This is a genomic window from Desulfonatronovibrio hydrogenovorans DSM 9292 (genome assembly GCF_000686525.1).
Classification (GTDB): domain Bacteria; phylum Desulfobacterota; class Desulfovibrionia; order Desulfovibrionales; family Desulfonatronovibrionaceae; genus Desulfonatronovibrio; species Desulfonatronovibrio hydrogenovorans.
Map to the genome: position 1 here is coordinate 13,859 of NZ_JMKT01000016.1, position 18,065 is coordinate 31,923.

Annotated in this window: 10 protein-coding genes; 9 read left to right on the forward strand and 1 reads right to left on the reverse strand. The window is 48.8% G+C overall.

The features are described from left to right. The first annotated feature begins 91 nt into the window (after window positions 1-91). The 9 genes from P771_RS18465 to P771_RS17640 all read left to right on the forward strand — a co-directional run bounded on the left by P771_RS18465 (window position 92) and on the right by P771_RS17640 (window position 17,333). Window positions 92-4,099: a PAS domain S-box protein gene (locus tag P771_RS18465; RefSeq protein WP_161635981.1), complete on the forward strand. Its 4,008-nt coding sequence runs from the start codon at window positions 92-94 to the stop codon at window positions 4,097-4,099. A gap of 235 nt (window positions 4,100-4,334) precedes the next feature. Next, window positions 4,335-6,365, forward strand: a complete 2,031-nt coding sequence (locus tag P771_RS0112995; protein WP_028575478.1) for a methyl-accepting chemotaxis protein — start codon at window positions 4,335-4,337, stop codon at window positions 6,363-6,365. A 224-nt stretch (window positions 6,366-6,589) separates the two neighbouring features. Then, window positions 6,590-6,973: a TraR/DksA family transcriptional regulator gene (locus P771_RS17630; protein ID WP_051617337.1), complete on the forward strand. Its 384-nt coding sequence runs from the start codon at window positions 6,590-6,592 to the stop codon at window positions 6,971-6,973. 400 nt (window positions 6,974-7,373) lie between these two features. Continuing rightward, window positions 7,374-9,623 carry a GGDEF domain-containing protein gene (locus tag P771_RS0113015; RefSeq protein WP_051617338.1) on the forward strand — a complete coding sequence of 750 codons (2,250 nt, stop codon included), beginning with the start codon at window positions 7,374-7,376 and terminating at the stop codon, window positions 9,621-9,623. 189 nt (window positions 9,624-9,812) lie between these two features. Continuing rightward, on the forward strand, window positions 9,813-12,242 hold the full coding sequence (locus P771_RS0113025; protein ID WP_028575480.1) for a glycosyltransferase: 2,430 nt from the start codon (window positions 9,813-9,815) through the stop codon (window positions 12,240-12,242). Between the two features lie 132 nt (window positions 12,243-12,374). Beyond that, window positions 12,375-12,830: a FlxA-like family protein gene (locus P771_RS0113030; protein WP_028575481.1), complete on the forward strand. Its 456-nt coding sequence runs from the start codon at window positions 12,375-12,377 to the stop codon at window positions 12,828-12,830. Between the two features lie 656 nt (window positions 12,831-13,486). Next, window positions 13,487-14,509 (forward strand): ABC transporter substrate-binding protein, encoded by a 1,023-nt coding sequence (locus tag P771_RS0113045; RefSeq protein ID WP_028575482.1) that lies wholly within the window; start codon window positions 13,487-13,489, stop codon window positions 14,507-14,509. Window positions 14,510-14,613: 104 nt separating this feature from the next. Further along, window positions 14,614-15,642 carry an ABC transporter ATP-binding protein gene (locus P771_RS17635; RefSeq protein ID WP_035244614.1) on the forward strand — a complete coding sequence of 343 codons (1,029 nt, stop codon included), beginning with the start codon at window positions 14,614-14,616 and terminating at the stop codon, window positions 15,640-15,642. Further along, complete coding sequence (locus P771_RS17640; protein ID WP_084301920.1) at window positions 15,633-17,333, forward strand: ABC transporter permease subunit; 1,701 nt, start codon at window positions 15,633-15,635, stop codon at window positions 17,331-17,333. Before P771_RS17635 ends, P771_RS17640 begins: the two co-directional genes overlap by 10 nt. A gap of 10 nt (window positions 17,334-17,343) precedes the next feature. On the opposite strand, the gene P771_RS0113060 is transcribed toward P771_RS17640, so the two are convergent. After that, on the reverse strand, window positions 17,344-18,060 hold the full coding sequence (locus P771_RS0113060; RefSeq protein WP_028575483.1) for an HAD family hydrolase: 717 nt from the start codon (window positions 18,058-18,060) through the stop codon (window positions 17,344-17,346). Window positions 18,061-18,065: the final 5 nt, after the last annotated feature.

The window sequence follows — 18,065 nt, forward strand, 5'->3', positions numbered from 1 at the left end:
TCGAATGTCTGAGACTGCTCCTCAAATTTTCTTTACATCTCGGCCAGCCTCCTTTTTTTTGTCTGCTTTTGTCTTTTGGGCATTGGTTCTTTTGCCTGGCACAATCCCGGCCCAGACTATAATCCTGAGTGCTGAAGAAAGATCATATCTAAAAGATCTTGAAACAGTGACCATGTGCGTTGATCCGGACTGGGAGCCCTACGAACTGGTTGATGAGCAGGGAAACTTTACTGGAATCGCTGCTGATCTTGTTCAGCTCATATCTCAGCGCCTGGATGTCCCTTTCACCCTTGTTCCAACGGCAGACTGGCAGGAAACCCTTGAGTATTCCCAGAGCCAGAAATGCATGATCATTCCCTTTCTCAATCAGACTCCGGAACGGGAGGAATGGCTCATCTTTACTGATCCCATCTTTACCAACCCTAATGTCTTCATCACCAGAAACGAACATCCCTTTATCTCCGATCCCGCTGAACTGACCGATAAAACCGTTGTCCTGCCTCACGGGACATCCATGGAAGAATTTCTCCGCCGGGACTATCCCAATCTGCATATCATCACCGTGGACACTGAAATGGAGTGTTACCAGATGGTGTCCCAAGGCAAGGCCGACATGACCCTGAGGTCTCTGGCCATTGCAGCCTACACCATCAGAAAGCAAGGATTCTTCAATCTCAAGATTGCCGGCCAGATACCTGATTATACCAACTACCTGCGCATTGGTGTCTTAAAAGACATGGTCATGCTCAGGGACATCCTGAACAAGGGCGTACAGAGCATTACACCTTCTGAACGGGAAAAAATCGTCAATCAGCATGTCCACATTTTGGTGGAAACCCCTTTTGATCGGGGAATCATCTATAAATTTGCCGGTGGGCTGGGTATCTTGATTCTCGGAGTCCTGGGCTGGAACTTTCGTTTGAAAAAACTGCAGAAAGACCTGGTCAAGTCAAATACTGAACTGCAGGAGACCATGGCCAAAGCCCGGCAAAGTGAACGCAGATACATGGAGCTTTTTAACCACGCTGTATCAGGAGTAGCCATCCATGAAATCGAGCTGGATGGGGCAGGAAACATTACTGATTTTATATACGTGGAGGTCAATGCAGCCTTTGAAAGACACACTGGCATCAGCCCCGAAAAAATCATCGGGCAAAGGGTTTCAGAAATTTTTCCCGAACTCCTGGATTCCGACCTGGTAAAAACTTATGAGCAGGTGATGCTGACCAGTCAGCCCAAAACCCTGACCTATTACAGCAAAGATCTTGGCAAACACTTTTATATTTCTGCCTATAATATATCTGATAAACAGCTGGTCACCATTTTTACAGACATTACCGACCAAAAAAAGAATCAGGACGAGCTGAGATCCAGTCAGGCCTTTCTTAACTCACTTTTGCACTCTATTCCCCTGCCCATATTTTACAAAGACAGGCAGGGCCGCTACCTTGGGTTTAATCATGCTTTTGAGGAATTTTTCGGAACCACCGCCCAGTCCATGATCGGCAAAACCGATTTTGAAACCAGCCCCTTGGAACTGGCCAGGATCTACCAAGAACAGGACCTCAAGCTTTATGAAAACCCGAACCAGCCCCAGCAATATGAATCGCAGATTCAAAATGCCTTAGGGGAACAGAAAGAGGTCATTTTTCACAAAGCCACCATTGTTGACTGTTCCGGAGATATCACCGGGCTCATCGGGGCAATCATGGACATTACCGACCGCAAGCTGGCTGAAGAAAAACTTCAAAAAGCCAGCCTGGATCTGGAAAAAGCCAATGCCGAGCTAAAGGAGAGTCAGGATCGCTTCAGAACCCTGGCTCAAAACACGACAGCTGGAATATACATTTTAGAAGGCCGCCATTTTGTCCTGGTCAATCCTGCCTTGACCGATATCCTGGGGTATTCGGAAAAAGAACTTCTGGAACATGACTTTCTGGATTTTGTTCATCCTGATTACAAGGAAATGATCCTGGACAGGGCTGCGGCCCGTTTAAGAGGAGAGGCGGTTCCCTCCAGGTATGAGCTGAAAGTAAAGACTAAACAGGGGGAGACCCGCTGGATATTTCTGACTGCCGGGCTGACCTATTATAATGGAAAAAAATCCAATACCGGTACTGTTCATGACATTACTGACCGTAAAGAAGCTGAACTGGAACTGACCAGGGCCAAAGAGCTGGCCGAGGAGGCCAGCAAGGCCAAAAGCCGTTTTCTGGCCAACATGAGCCATGAGATACGGACTCCCATGAACGCCATCATCGGCATGACCCATCTGATGAAAAAAACCGGTCTGACCCCAAAGCAGAAAAACTATCTTGATAAAATTAACGTATCTGCCCGGTCTCTTTTACGGATCATCAATGATATTCTGGATTTCTCCAAAATCGAGGCTGGAAAGATCCTGCTTGAAAAAAACACCTTTAGACTCAAACAGCTTCTAAGTGATCTTCAGGACATTTTGACAGTGGAGATTGATCAAAAAGGACTTGAGCTGTCCATAACCATTGACCCTGATTTGCCGGATTTCTATCAGGGAGACGCAATGCGTCTGGGGCAGGTTCTGCTTAATCTGACCGGCAACGCTGTCAAGTTCACCCACCAGGGAAAAATTTCTGTCCAGGTAACCCCTTACCATCGCCTTGAAAAGCCTTTGAAACCAGGCGATGACCTGGTCCTGTCCTTTTCCGTAGATGATACTGGCATCGGTATGAGCCCGGAGCAGATTGCCAGCCTTTTTTCTCCATTTACCCAGGCAGACTCATCCACCACTCGAAAATACGGTGGAACAGGCCTTGGACTGTCCATATCCAGGCAGCTGGTGGAAATAATGGGTGGAAAAATTAATGTGGAAAGCCTGCCGGCAAAAGGAAGCAGTTTTACTTTCACAGTCAAGCTGCAGGTTGCCTCATCAGATGACTCCCAGTCCAGGGCTGTGCCATTTTCAGAACTGGGGCCGGAAAAACTGGCTGGCAGCAGAATACTGCTGGTGGAAGACAACCCCATCAACCGGGAATTGTCCAGGGAGATATTAGAAGAGCTGGGAATTGAAGTGCATGAAGCCGTCAATGGGACACAGGCAGTGGAAATGGCCTTTTCCCAAAAGTTTGACCTGATCCTGATGGATATTCAGATGCCTGAGATGGACGGCCTGGAAGCTGCGCGCAAAATCAGGGAAATCGAAGCTAAAACCACTGATGCAACAGAACATGCTCATTTTGATCCGGACCAGACACAAAAAAAACCAGGCCATAAAGCATCAAGAATTCCTATCATAGCCATGACTGCTCACGCCATGGCAACTGACCGGGAAAAAAGTCTGGCCGCTGGAATGGATGACCACCTGACCAAACCCGTTGATCCGGCCAAGCTAATGGAAGTGTTGATGCAATGGATTTTGTGCCTGGAACCCATTGGGGACAATGCTGAAACTAAAGCCCGGCCATCTGATGATCTGAAGACTGGGCCTTCTGATACCCTTTTTCCATTTGATATTCAGACAGCCCTGAAAAGATGCCTGGGTAATTTTGAACTCCTGACCAAACTGATCAGAGTCTTTGCCAATGATTACCAGGATGCCCCTGTCCGTCTGCGCAACATGATCAGAAAAAGGCAGTTCAAGGAAGCAGCTTTGCTGGCCCATACCCTAAAAGGTTCATCTTTGACCCTGGAAGCCGGTGATGTGGCCAAAGCAGCCCAAAAGCTGGATAGCGCCCTCCAAGATAACCAGGACCACGACCTGGAACCCCTGATAGATGAACTTGAAGAACACCTGGAGGCTGCGGTTCAGGCATCCTTCAACCTGCCCTGGGAAAAAGAGAATGAAAAGGATCATAACTCACCTCACCCCGGCTCAATATCAGATGAAGATCTTGCCCAAGAGCTGCTCAAGCTCAAAAGAGAAATCCTGGACAACAACCTGGCAGCCAGAAAAACAGTCCAGCTGATCAGCCCGGTCCTGGTGGCCAGCAATTTTGAACAAGAAGGCCTTAAGATTAGAAGGCATCTGGACAATCTTGCCTACCAGGATGCATTAAAGGAACTCGAGCTTCTCATTTCCAGACTTCCTGCCCGCCTTTTTGGCCCTGATACTCACCATTAACTACCACCCAAATCGCCATCTTGAAATATTCTTGACTCATCTCAAGCAGGCAAGCTGGATCTTTTGAAAGTATCAAAAAAATCCAGCAATTACCCAACAGTAAGCTTCCTGCCATCTCTTTGTAACATCTAAAAGTTACAGATGCTCCCTTGCAGCGAATCACCTATCCAGCCCTGCCCGGCCTTTTGTGTGCCGGACTGCTGGAAATATCCTAACTAGTCTGCTGGAGCGTAAAATGAAATTATCTATTTTCTGGAAAGTACTGGGGATGGTCATAATACCCATCATTCTGGTCAGCTGCTTTATTTTCATGGCCACCAACTACCTTGTAAGCCGCAGTATGGATGAAGACCTGGATGCAAGCCTGAACAGCCATTACCAGACTTTCAACCTTGAGCTGAAAGAAATTCAAAGATCCCTGTCCGCCATTGCTTATAAAAGTGCAATAAATCCTGATGTGGCATTTGCCATTGAAAGCGTTGATGTTGATTATTTGGCAGGATACGGACAGGAACTCATCCTCCAGCTCCCCAGTGTTGACCTGGTAACCATAAGCGATGCCTACGGGCGGGTCGTGGCCAGAGGTCACTCAAATCAGGCCTCGGATTCTGTCCGAAGTCAGCACAATATTGAGCAGGCCTTGCTGGGAACTTCTGTTGCCGGAATTGAAAAGGGCTCCATTGCCGGACTCTCACTCCGGGCAAGCCATCCGGTAAGACTTCATGGTCGGATAGTTGGAGTGGTAACCATGGGCATGGACCTGAGTTCAACTGACTTTGTCCAATCGCTTAAAAACAAGCTGGGCATGGAGATTGCCGTTTTTGATGGAGACATGAGTGTTTCCTCGACCCTGGAGGACCTGAGTCCTCAAGCCAAAGACAGATCATGGAACAATCCAGACATAACCGAAGCAGTACTTGGTCATGGTGAAACATACCGGATGATGAACACTTTTTCCGGTCAGAGATACGAAGCCATCTACTGGCCTCTGACTGACATTCAAGGAAACACCGTAGGCATGTTCTTTCTGGGACAGTCCAAGGAAGCCCTGGAAAGCATCCAGGCTTCCATTTTCCATTCTATATTGTTTGTGACAGTTCTGGTCGGGTCAATTATGAGCCTGGCTGGCATTCTCTTTGCCAAGTTTTTCAGCAGACCCATATCACTGGCAACCAGGTTTGCTACAGGGGTGGCAGAAGGAAATCTGGACCAGCATCTGGAAATAAAGAACAGAGACGAGCTTGGAGCCTTGTCCAGGGCTCTTAACACCATGCTTAAACATCTCAAACAAAAAATTGCTGAGGCACATAATAAATCAGAACAGGCCGTTAAAGAGTCTGAAAAGGCAAAACAGGCCCGAATCGAAGCCCAGCAGGCCGGGGAAAAAGCTGAGCAGGCCAGGCGGGAAGGGATCATCCAGGCTGCTCTTGATCTAGAAGATATTGTGGACCGACTTCGTTCAGGTTCAGAAGAGCTGTCTTCTCATGTTCAACGCTCCCATTCAGGAGCTGAAGACCAAAAAAACAGGATCAGGGAGACTGCAGCAGTCATGGAACAAATGAACGCAACCATGCTCGAAGTAGCCCGCAATGCTTCCAGTGCTGCCACAGGAGCTGAAAAAGCCAGCCAGGATGCCCTGAAAGGATCCGAGATAGTGTCTGATTCTATGAAAGCGATCAATCTGGTCAGAGATATGTCCACATCAGCGCAACAGAACATGAACGACTTGGGCAGGCAGGTGACCCAGATCGGCAGCATTATGGCCATGATTGAAGACATAGCAGACCAGACCAACCTTTTGGCCCTGAATGCAGCCATTGAGGCGGCCAGAGCCGGTAATGCCGGGCGAGGTTTTGCCGTGGTTGCCGATGAAGTAAGAAAGCTGGCTGAAAAAACAATGAATGCGACCAAGGAAGTCGATAATACCATCAGATCAATTCAGCAGGTTACCAGGGACAATATCCTGGAAATGGAAAAAGCGGTTTCAGCGGCAAACAATGCCACCAGCCACGCAGACATGTCTGGTCAGGCCCTGCAAAACATCGTCAGCTTGGCCGGGACAGCAGCTGGTCAGATCAGATCCATTGCCGCCGCAACTCAGGACCAGTCAGTCACCAGTCAGCAAGTCACCCGGAGCACCGACGGGATACGCTGCATTGCCGATGAAACCGCCACCATTATGAACCAGGCAGCAACCGCCATCAGAAACCAGGCTCAACAGGCTGAAGAACTGCAAAATCTGATTGAAAAACTTAAACAGAGTTGAAGCCTTCCAGCAATACCGGCAACTTGCCAGCACTCTGGCTGAATCCTGATTATCTGCTCTCTGATCATAATCAACCAGGTCATATTTTGTTCAATGAAACCTCTGCGCAAGACAAAGGTCATGAACCGGTAACCTCTTGCTGGCATACCAGTACAAGCTGGCTGGAACCATTATTTTTATGCAACCGGACTAATTGAACACCACCATCCCGCAAGGAGGGAAAAATGACCTGGAACCAGATGCTTACCTTTCGGCTGGTCCTTGAAAATCTTCTTCAAGAGACCAGAGCCAACCTGGAAGATATCGGCTTTAATATGAGCACAACCCAATATGCCTGCCCTGATGAAGTCGAAAGAGGGTCTGTAGAGTCAGATCGAAGACTATTGATTGCCCAGGCAGACCGGGGAGTACGTCTGATCAGTGAAATCAAGCATGCTCTGGATCTCATTGACAGCGGAGAGTACGGAATTTGTGAGTCATGCGCAGATGACATTGATCCAAGGCGTTTAAAGGTTTACCCTACTGCAAGGTATTGCACCCAGTGCCAGGAACTGATGGAAAGAGGTGTTCTAAACCACGGACAGGTCCCGGTCTCCGACCATACCTGAACTGATAACCCCAGGTCTTTTGACCTGGCCAGCCCAATAGATTGGGAGTATTGTTAGCTGTTACCTGAAAGAGATTTAGCCGTAACCATTGCTTCACATAACCATGGCATAATCTTATCTATGGCCGGGTTTTGCCCCCCTGCCAAGCGTCAATACTTGCTTGACCTCCTGAACATGAGCAAGTTGCGCCTCCTGAGACATGTCCGGCATCCATCTTCAGACGTGCGTGAACAGCTGTTCAGGCCGCCTTAATTCAAAGAACATGGCAGCAAACAGAATTACGCCCATGAAGATGGATGCCGGACATACTTTTCAATTGCTTAAACAGAGCAGATCCCTGTTCCCTGGACCCATCAGCACTGCATCATAATACTCTTAAATATTTTAAGGAAAATATCTCATGCCAGGAATGAACGATCAGATAACCCTGACCCACAGGACCAATGTGGCCAGAAATATCTTTTCCACCAGACAGATGGCTCTGTTATACTTTCAACTCATTGATCTGCACCTGTTTGAAAATTTTTATGGGCCAAGTGTGGTATTCCAGGCCATGGAAAGAGCTGCCAAGGCCCTGAACAGCCTGAGCAAGGAATACCTTCCCGGCTACAGAAGTATCAAGCAGCTTGACATGGGCAGCTACATCGTAATCTTTGATTCAAAAAAAATGGGCACTCAGGATGTCCTGAACCTGCTGGTCAAATTCAAGCCTGTCCTGAGGGAGGAAATAAACAGCACTGTCTTTCCCCTGACAGGTCAAAAGGCAGACCTGGCTGTGGGATATTCTTTTTTGACCTCCAGTAACGGCAACGGGTTCGAAGACGCCATCTACAAGGCCACAATGGATGCCAGGCAGGCTTCACTGTGCAAAATTGACTTCAATGAGCTGCCCCTGCTTGAAGAACTCAAATCCATAATTGATAAGCCAGAAATAAATATCCTTTACCAGCCCATTCTGGATTTTAAAACAAACCGGATCCTTGGATGGGAATCTCTGGCCAGAGGGCCCAAGGATTCCCAGTTTTTCACTCCCCTGGCCCTGTTCGACTTTGCAGAGGAAACCGGCCTGCTCTTCCCTCTGGAAAGAACCTGCCGAGAACAGGCAATTAAACATCTGGGTGATTTTGATAAGACCCAGAAACTTTTCCTCAACATCCATCCCAAAACCTTGGTCGATCCCAAGTTCAAGACCGGAGAAACCCTTCGCCTGTTGAAAAAGTTCGGCTTATCTCCGGAAAATGTTGTCTTTGAAATCACCGAAAGGCACAGCACCAGAAACTTCACTCTATTTTATGAGTCGTTAAACCACTACAGGAATCAGGGCTACCTGGTGGCGGTGGACGATCTGGGAGCTGGCTACAATGGCCTGTTCTCCATAGCTGAAATAAAGCCGGATTTCATCAAAATTGACATGAGCCTGACCCGGGGTGTTGAGTCCAATCCGGCCAAGCGGGCTCTGGTTGAGGCCATCATTACCTTTGCCGATAAGATGGATTCCAAGGTTATTGCTGAAGGCATTGAAACAAAGTCCCAGCTGGAGGCATTGATCTCCATGGGAGCACACTTTGGCCAGGGTTATTACCTGTCAAGACCGGGCTTTCCAAAACCTGAGCCTGCATTTAATTTCAGATCCTATCTGCCCAAAGAACTACCAAGCACAAAGTATTTCGGTCGAATGAAGATCCAGGAACTCACCGAAAAAACCCTTATGGTCAGTAAAGAGGTCAAAATCAGCGACATTAAAAAGTATTTTGAAGAAGACGACCCCATTTCAGCCATTGTTGTCTGCGATGGCCAGACTCCGGTGGGCTTGATCATGAGTCACCACCTTGATCAGCAGCTGAGCTATTTTTATGGAGTAGCCCTTTTCTACAGCAGAAATGTGACCCATCTTATGGATTCCAATCCGCTCATAGTTGATGCCGACGACCTGGTGGAGGATGTGGCCAACAAGGCGGTCAAAAGAAACAAGTACAAATATTTCGACCATGTCATAGTAACTGATAAGAATGGCTATATTGGAACGGTTTCCGTTCAAAGGATGCTGGATACCCTGACCAAGATTCAGGTGGAGATCGCCAAGGGAGTAAACCCGCTGACCGGACTTCCGGGCAATGCATACATTGAAAACGAAATTGAAACACGTATCCACAAAAATGGTCGTAAAATAAGCATAATCTATGCTGATCTGGACAACTTCAAAGCATACAACGACGTTTATGGATTCAAGCAGGGGGATCAGATCATCCAGTTCATGGCCAAGATCCTGTCCTGGTCGGTAAAACGTCATGGAATGGAGGACGACTTCATCGGCCATGTGGGAGGTGATGACTTCATCATAATCACTGGCAGCGAAAAAGCCGACCGGATATGCAAAGGTATCGTCAGGTGCTTTGTCAGACTCTGCAAAAACTTTTACTCTGAAGAGGATCAGAAAAGAGGCTTTATCAAGGCCAGAAACCGGGATGGCGAAGAAAAAAAATTCCCGATGTTTTCAATTTCACTGGCCATTGTCGACTGTTTTGAAAACATGACCCTTAACCAGATAAGCAAGCTGGCAGCCGGCACAAAAAAATTGGCAAAATCCATGCCTGGCAATGCTTTTGTCAGAAACCGCCGAAATCCAGACCAGAACTCATCTCATACCTAATCCCTTTGCTTTATTTTGACCCCTTCTCTTTTAAAATGCCCCGGGATATTAACCTGGACGGCATCTTTTCTTAACAAAAGCCCTGTAAATATCCTGGCTGATCATTATGATCAATCCGGCCCTGCCCCGGTCAGCCCCGGACCTGAGGTAATGCCCAAACTGTCCAGATTCAAGACCAGGAGGTGAGTCGTGATCAAAGCTACCAGAGCGGACATGCATGTCCACTCCAAGTATTCCCGGAAGCCATCCCAATGGATTCTCCAAAAAATGGGCTGCTCAGAAAGTTATACTGAACCTTTATTTATCTACAAAAGACTCAAAGACAAGGGGATGTGCCTGGTTACAATCACCGACCACAATTGCATCTCCGGATGCCTTGAACTGGCCCACCTTGAGGACACCTTCATCAGCCAGGAGATCACCACTTACTTTCCTGAAGACAGATGCAAGGTCCATGTACTGGCCTATAATATTACTGAACAGCAGCATCAGGACATCCAAATGGTCCGACAGAATATTTTTGAACTTGTGGACTATCTCAACCATCAACAGATAATCCACGCTGCTGCCCATCCCCTTTTCCCGGTTAACGGCAAGCTCAGCTTTGAACATTTTGAACAACTGCTGCTTCTGTTCAAGATCTTTGAGTATAATGGAGCCAGGGAGGAAAGTCTAAACAATGCCCTTAGGTTCATGCTTGACCAACTCTGTCCCAGGGATTTTGAATACCTGGAAGACAAGTACGGATACAAAGCCCGGAGTGAAAGACCCTGGGAAAAAGGAACCATTGGCGGATCAGACGATCACAGCTCACTTAATATCGGCCGGATGTTTACTGAAGTCCCTGGAGCATGTGATCTTGTTGATTTTCTGAAAAAAATTGAGAACAAGGACGCACAAGCCAAAGGTCTGGCCTCCACCCCTAAGACCATGGCCCATAATCTTTATTCCATAGGTTATCAATTCTGCAAGAAAAGATTCAACCTGGAAAAACATGTCTGGCGGGACAGCTTTCTGCAGTTCATGGACAAAGCCCTGCATCCGGGTCAGGTCCCCCCCAAAAGCATCTTGAATTCTATTTACAGATTCATCAGTCAAAGAAAAATGAGTTCTCAAAGTGCCAGTGGAAAACTGCACCAGCTTCTCAGTGCTGAAACCCAGAAGCTGATCAGGACCGATCCGGAAATTAAAACAATGGTCAATGCTTCCATCAACCCGTATGAGCATATGGGCGCAAAATGGTTCAGATTCGCCAACCAGGCCTCCAACAAGGTCTTGGCTCATTGGGCTGAACAGCTTCTCAGTCAGGCTGCCTCATCCGGATTCATGGGGGTTTTTCAGACCCTTGGTTCTGCAGGAAGTCTTTACACCATGCTCTCCCCGTACTTCTTTTCCTACTCCATGTTCAATCAGGACCGGAAAATGAGCAGAGAATTCATCCTCAGGTTCGCAGAACGCAAAGGCCTGAATCTGCCGGATCAGGAGATGAAGGTCGCCCATTTCACAGATACCTTTTATGAGGTCAACGGCGTGGCCTTGACCCTGCAGCAGCAGGTAAGCACGGCTGCCAAGCTGGACAGGGCTCTGACCATCCTGACCTGCCATCCAGGAGATATCAGGCCATCCAAGGATCAGAGCGTCAAGAATTTTAAGCCCATAGGCGTTTTTGAACTGCCGGAATACCCTGAACTCAAACTGTTCTACCCTCCTTTGCTGGAGATGGTGGAGTACTGCTTTGAAGAGAGGATAACCCATATCCATACCGCCACCCCCGGTCCCATAGGCATGACCGCCCTGGCAGTGTCCAGGCTTCTCCAGATTCCCATATCAGGAACCTACCATACCTCCCTGCCTCAATACACAGGTTACCTGACCAATGACCACGCTCTGGAATCCATAATGTGGAAATACATGATCTGGTATTACAATCAGCTTGATACTGTTTTTGCCCCGTCCCAAAGCACTGCTGATGAGCTCAAGCATAAGGGTGTCCGAACTGAAAAAATCAAGGTCTACCCCAGAGGAGTGGACACTGAAAGATTCAATCCAGCCAAGCGAAACGGTTTCTTTGAAAAAAACTATCAAATCAATGGAAGGGTCAAGTTGCTTTATGTCGGCCGGGTTTCCAAGGAAAAAAATATGCACATCCTTGAACATGCCTTCAAGGATCTGTGCAGCCAGACCACCAATGTCCACCTGGTGATTGTGGGAGATGGTCCATACCGCCTGGAAATGGAACAAAATCTGAAAGGGCTCCCTGTCACCTTTACCGGCTATCTAAAAGGTGAGTCCCTGACCCAGGCGTTTGCATCCTCAGACCTTTTCGTCTTCCCAAGCACCACTGACACCTTCGGGAATGTGGTACTTGAGGCTCAAGCTTCAGGTATTCCGGCCATAGTGGTCAATCAGGGCGGTCCCATGGAAAATATCATCCATCAGAAAACCGGACTCATAATCCCGGCTAATGATATTCAGGCCCTGAAAGAGTCCATCTTTGGACTTGTCTCCAACCCTGAAAGGCTGCGCACCATGGGCCAGGAAGCAAGGCTCTACATGGAGGGGAGATCCTTTGAAAAAGCCTTTGACCAGGCATGGAAGATGTATGGTCAGAGTGCCTGAGCCAGGCTCCATCAAGGCCGGCACATTGAATGGACCACTAAGCCACAGAACACCATCTCTTCCCAACTCCCTGACATTGCACGATTCTTGCTAGGGAAAGGTATCCGGTAATAATTTCCCAGGGAGGGGTCCATGCAAATCAACAGCTATGAAAGCCTGCTCGAAGCCAGAGAAATCTTTCAAAATTTTTCCGGAACAGCCAGACCGGAGCAGCCAGGGAGTTTTAAGTTTACATCGGGATCAGACCAGGTCTGCATATCATCAGCAGCTCAAAGCGCTTATGCTGCTTCAAAAGCAGATCATGAAAACCATGATCACAGTGACCAAAGCAAGGCTGTGGATGCTTTCCGCGATTATATGGACAAGACCAGGGGGAAAGTGGACCATCCGGCTGGCGGGGATATCGAGGCCCTGAAGGCCAGGCTGGAAGAACTGCAGAATAAACTGGCCCAGATTGCTTCCTGCACCACAACACCCGAAGAAACAAAAGGCAGCATGATCAATGCGGTTCAGGCTGAGATTGCCCAGATAGTGGCCCAGATTGCCGAACTTGTGGCCCAGGCCGCAAGTTCGGAAAACAAGAAATAGGCTTTCCACGGTTTGCAAAGACTCAAGCAGCCATGAACGTGATTTTACCTGACCTGCACTGCTAAACAATGACCAGATCCTGTGTCTGTCATTCCAGCCGGTCAGCCAAGACTAAAGAAAAGCCGGATAATTTTTAAGCTGGGATCGGCATATTGCAATTACTGAAAAAACATGGCTGGTCAGTGTTCTCTCTGAAGATGGCCTGATCAAAAGCGTTCCTGACTGCCTTTAAGCCAGAACTCTGCATTATCCCCCCTGCAGAAGGGTCCACGTACCCGTCAATATCCTAGTCAGACCATACCTCCTGTACTTCTGAACCCTCCGCCTGCCAGAAAAACTTTTTTCTGGCTGAAAGGTCCTTGCAGCAGACAGCTGGATGTCTCAGAAAAGGTCTCCTGTCCACCCTCTTTCCCCAGGCTTGACCAGAGTACAAGCCAGATCAAGACCTGCTATCCACAATCAGCTCACTAAAACCTGATCAACGGATCAAGTGCAGACTGCCAGGGCTACCCCTGTAACAGAATTATCACCCAGCAGTAACAGGGTTGCGCAGATGCATCTCCATACCTGAACTATCTAGTATCGAGAATTTACTGAAAGCACGGCAGATTCAGCATTTATTGTGTCAAACAACCATTAATTCGGAGTTTAAGAAAATGAAAAAAATCACTTCCTTTCTTCTGGTTCTGAGTTTCATGCTGGCTGGACCTTCAGGCCTGGTTCTGTCTCAAGCCCTGGCCAGTGAAATTACAGTCTACACTTCCTATGAGGAAGATGAGGCAGCTGCTTTTCTGGCTGCCTTTAACAAAGACAACCCGGACATCAGGGTTAACCTGCTCCGGCTGTCCACAGGTGACCTGCATGCCCGCATGCTTGCTGAAAGCTCCAATCCCAGACACGATGTCATCTGGGGCTGGGCAGTGACCAACATGGTTGATCCCAGGATCATGAATATGCTTGAACCTTATCAGGCCAAAGGCATTGAAAAGGTTCCCTCCAGGTTCCGTGATCCCGGCAACAAATGGTTTGCCAAGACCGGCTATATGGCTGCTTTTTGCGTCAACAACGAAATTCTCAAACGCAAAAATCTGCCCATGCCCACTTCCTGGGCTGATCTTCTGAAGCCTGAATTCCAAGGTGAGGTGGTCATGCCCAATCCGGCCAGTTCAGGAACCGGCTATCTTATGATTGCCTCCATCCTGCAGATGAAAGGGGAGGAAAAAGGCTGGGAATACCTGGAAAATCTTGATCGCAATATCGCCCAGTACATCAAGAGCGGTTCAAGACCATGCAATGTTGCCAGTGCTGGCGAATTCGCTGTTGGAGCTTCTTTTGCCCTGCGGGCCATTAAAAATATTGATGAAGGATTTCCCATCACCATGATTATTCCTTCCGAAGGCGCAGGCAACGAACTTGAAGCCACCGGTCTGATGAAGACTTCCCGAAACAAGGAAGCTGCCAAACGCTTCATCGACTGGACCCTGTCCGAGAATGCAGTCAATGAATACTACAAATGGAAGGAAATAGTAACTGTTGAAGGCGGGACCATGCCCCAGAGCTTTATTCAGGCTGGACTTCCCAAAGATATCGGATCAGTTATGGTGGACATGGATTTTCCCTGGTCTGCCGCCAACAGGGACCGGATCCTGGGTGAATGGCAGACAAAGTTGGAACGCTAACCTGCAGGCAATTGATTAAAATACCATCACCAGCATTTTCCGCCGGAATCAGTCCAGCGGAAAATGCTCTAAAATAAACGCACCTATCAAATAATAATAAACGCATGACCCTGGAAATCCGCAATATCAACAAGTCCTTTGGCACGATAAAAGCCCTGGACAATGTATCGATGACCATTGAAAACGGCAGTCTGGTCTGCTTTCTTGGGCCTTCAGGGTGCGGCAAAACCACCCTGCTCCGGGTCATATCCGGCCTTGAACTGCCAGACTCAGGATCAATCCTTGTAGACGGGCAGAATATGTCCACTGTCCCGGCCCGCAGCCGAAATTTTGGAATGGTCTTCCAGTCCTATTCACTTTTCCCCAACCTGACCATTGCTGCAAATGTCGCCTATGGCCTGGAATGTCGAAGATGGCCAAAATCTGACATTGCTCTGCGGGTTGATAATATGCTCAGCCTTGTTCATCTTGAGGATCAGGCCCATAAATATCCCCATCAACTGTCAGGAGGCCAGCAGCAGCGGGTGGCTCTGGCCAGGGCTCTGGCTCCCAGGCCATCTGTCCTGCTTCTGGATGAGCCTCTATCAGCCCTGGACGCCAAGGTACGGGAGGAATTGCGGGAAGAAATCAAAACCCTGCAGCAGCGTCTCAATATCACAACCATCATGGTCACCCATGATCAGGAGGAGGCTCTGACTCTGGCTGACCGGATCATGGTCATGAAGGACGGAAAAGTCATGCAGACCGGAGCGCCCATGGATATCTACAGCCAGCCTGAAAACCCATTTGTGGCCCAGTTCATTGGCCGGATGAACATTGTTCCTGCGGACATGGGCATCCGGTTCTCCTCCAATGGCGGACCTAAGGGAACTAAGGCCAAAGTCCTGGGAATCAGGCCTGAAAACATAGGCCTGACTGATCATCCCGGAACGGAGAAAAGACTTAGTGGGACTGTCCAGGGGATTTCAAGACTTGGAAATCTGACCAGGGTAAGAATCAGCCTGAGCAACAACGGTCACCAACCAGTTACAATCACAAGTGAAATTCAGGGGTTCGGGCAGGATCTCCAGATAGGAGAAGAAAGAACCCTGGTCATTGATCCCCAAACAGTCCGAGTTTTGGAATGGGCATAAGCCTTGCTCAGAAGGCCAGATATGCGGGCGGATTTATCCAGCGGGCCTTGCCCATGGATAGGGAAGCTCTTCTAAAAATCATTGTGGCCTGCATGGTGGCTCTGCCTCTGATAGTCTTTGTCCTCTACCCCCTGATCCACATCCTGGGAAGAAGCTTCCAGACTCCAGATGGAATCGGTCTGAGCAATTATTTTTCCGTTCTGGGCAATCAAAGATTTCTTGGACTGGTCTACAACAGTTTTGAAGTAACCCTGGTCACCACCGGGTTGACCGTTATCCTGGCATTCATCTTCGCTTTTGCCATCCAGCGGACCAATGTCCCGATAAAAAACCTGTTCAGGCTCATTGCCCTGATTCCCCTGTTTGCTCCGTCCCTGGTTCAGGCTCAGGGGCTTCTTCTGCTGCTGGGCAGAAACGGTCTCATCAACCGGACCTTGGGCACTGAATTTTCAATTTATGGATACTGGGGGATAGTTATTTCCAGTGTGCTCTATGTTTTTCCGTATGCTTTCCTTATTTTTTCCGCGTCCCTGGCCATGGCTGACAACCGCCTTTACGAATCATCGCGCATCCTTGGAGCCGGTCCCTGGAGGACCTTCATGACCGTAACCCTGCCTTCAGCAAGGTTTGCCCTGATGGCCTCCACCTTTGTGGTTTTCACCCTGGTCATAACTGATTTTGGAAATCCCATGGTCATAGGCGGAGACTATAATGTCCTGGCAACCGAGGTCTATAATCAGGTCATTGGACAGGCAAACTTTGAACTGGGAACGGTCATCGGCATGGTCCTGCTGGTTCCGGTCGCCCTGGCGGTGGCCGTTGAAAAGTTTTTCTACAAAAACAACCAGCACCAGCTGTCAGATCATGCCAAGCCCATGGTGATCCTGCCCCATAAACTCAGAGATACTGTTTTCACCTTTTACTCTGGGTTAATCTGCCTGTGCATCCTGGCTGTGGTAGGAATAGTAATTTTCGCCAGTTTTACCCATCTCTGGCCTTACCGCATGGACTTCTCCCTCAGGCACTACGCCTTTGACGTCCAGAACGGAATTCAGCCTCTGTGGAACAGTATTTATGTGGGACTCATGGCTGCTGGGATCGGGGTGGTGGCTGCAGGTCTTGGAGCCTATGTCACTGAAAGATTTAAAACCTTTCTGGATTCGCCCCTGTATTTTCTGTGCATCGTACCGGCAGCTGTTCCGGGAATGGTCCTGGGGCTCGGATATATCCTGGCTTTCAATAATCCTTCCAACCCGGTGCACGCCATTTACGGGTCTTTGCTGCTTATCGCCATCTGTAACGTCTACTATTATCACGCCCAGGGTTTCCTCATTGCTTCCACCAGTATGAAACAGATCAGCAGCACCTATGATGAAGCCTCGGCCACCCTGGGCGGGACTTTTATCCGGACCATACGCAAAATCACCCTGCCCATAATGTGGCCCACCCTGGTCGGAGTTGCTGTATTCTTTTTCATGCGCAGCATGGTCACCTTAAGCGCAGTGATTTTCCTCATCACCCCATCCTCTCAAGTGGCTGCAGTATCGGTACTGCTCCTAGAAGACAGGGGAGCCGTGAACCAGGCTGCGGCCTTTTCAGTCTGCATCATGGGGGTGGTTGTGGCTTCCTTGCTTGTGGCCAGAATAATTCTTAATCTGAACGGTTACCGGCATATCTCCCTGATCCGCTGACCAGAATCCCCTAAATCAAAAGATCCTTCAGACAGGTGATATCCTCAAGCACCAGGTCAGCGCTGTTTCCCAGTGATTCCCTGGTCCCGGCCCCGGTCAGCACTCCAATGCGGATGCCTGCCCCAGCCAGCCTGGCCATTACCATATCGTGGTCACTGTCGCCAACCACAGCCACGGCCCGGGGCTGCAGGCCAGTGACCCTGCAGAACCCTTGAGCCATGCCAGGCCCGGGCTTGGGGCCGAATCCGCTGTCGTATCCAGCCACAAAACTTACCAGATCCGACAGACCGAATTCATTGACCGTGGCCATGGCCCCTGCTTCGCTGTCATTGGTGGCAATGCCAAGCAGCAAACCTCTGTCCTTCAAAAAACCAAAAAAGGTTTTCAGATCAGTTACCGGAGCTGCATTAGCCAGGCCCAGCCGATTAAAAGCATCATCAAGATACTGGTGCAGAACCTTGGTGGGTCTGATCGCGCCGAGATCTCTCCAGAACTCGGCCAGTTCCAGAGAATATCCGGCTGCGATAAGCGAATCAGGAAGAAAACGATTTTCGTTCAGGTCCAGCCCCCCTGCAGAAAGCAATACCTGGGCCAGATCCTTGTTTCCTCCTGCGGCAAAGTCAGCGGCATCTCTGACTACCGGGAGCCATGTCCTGGTAAAGTCGAACAAGGTGCCGTCCTTGTCGAACAGCACCCCTTTGATGGATGAAAGATTCTGCTTACTCATAATTA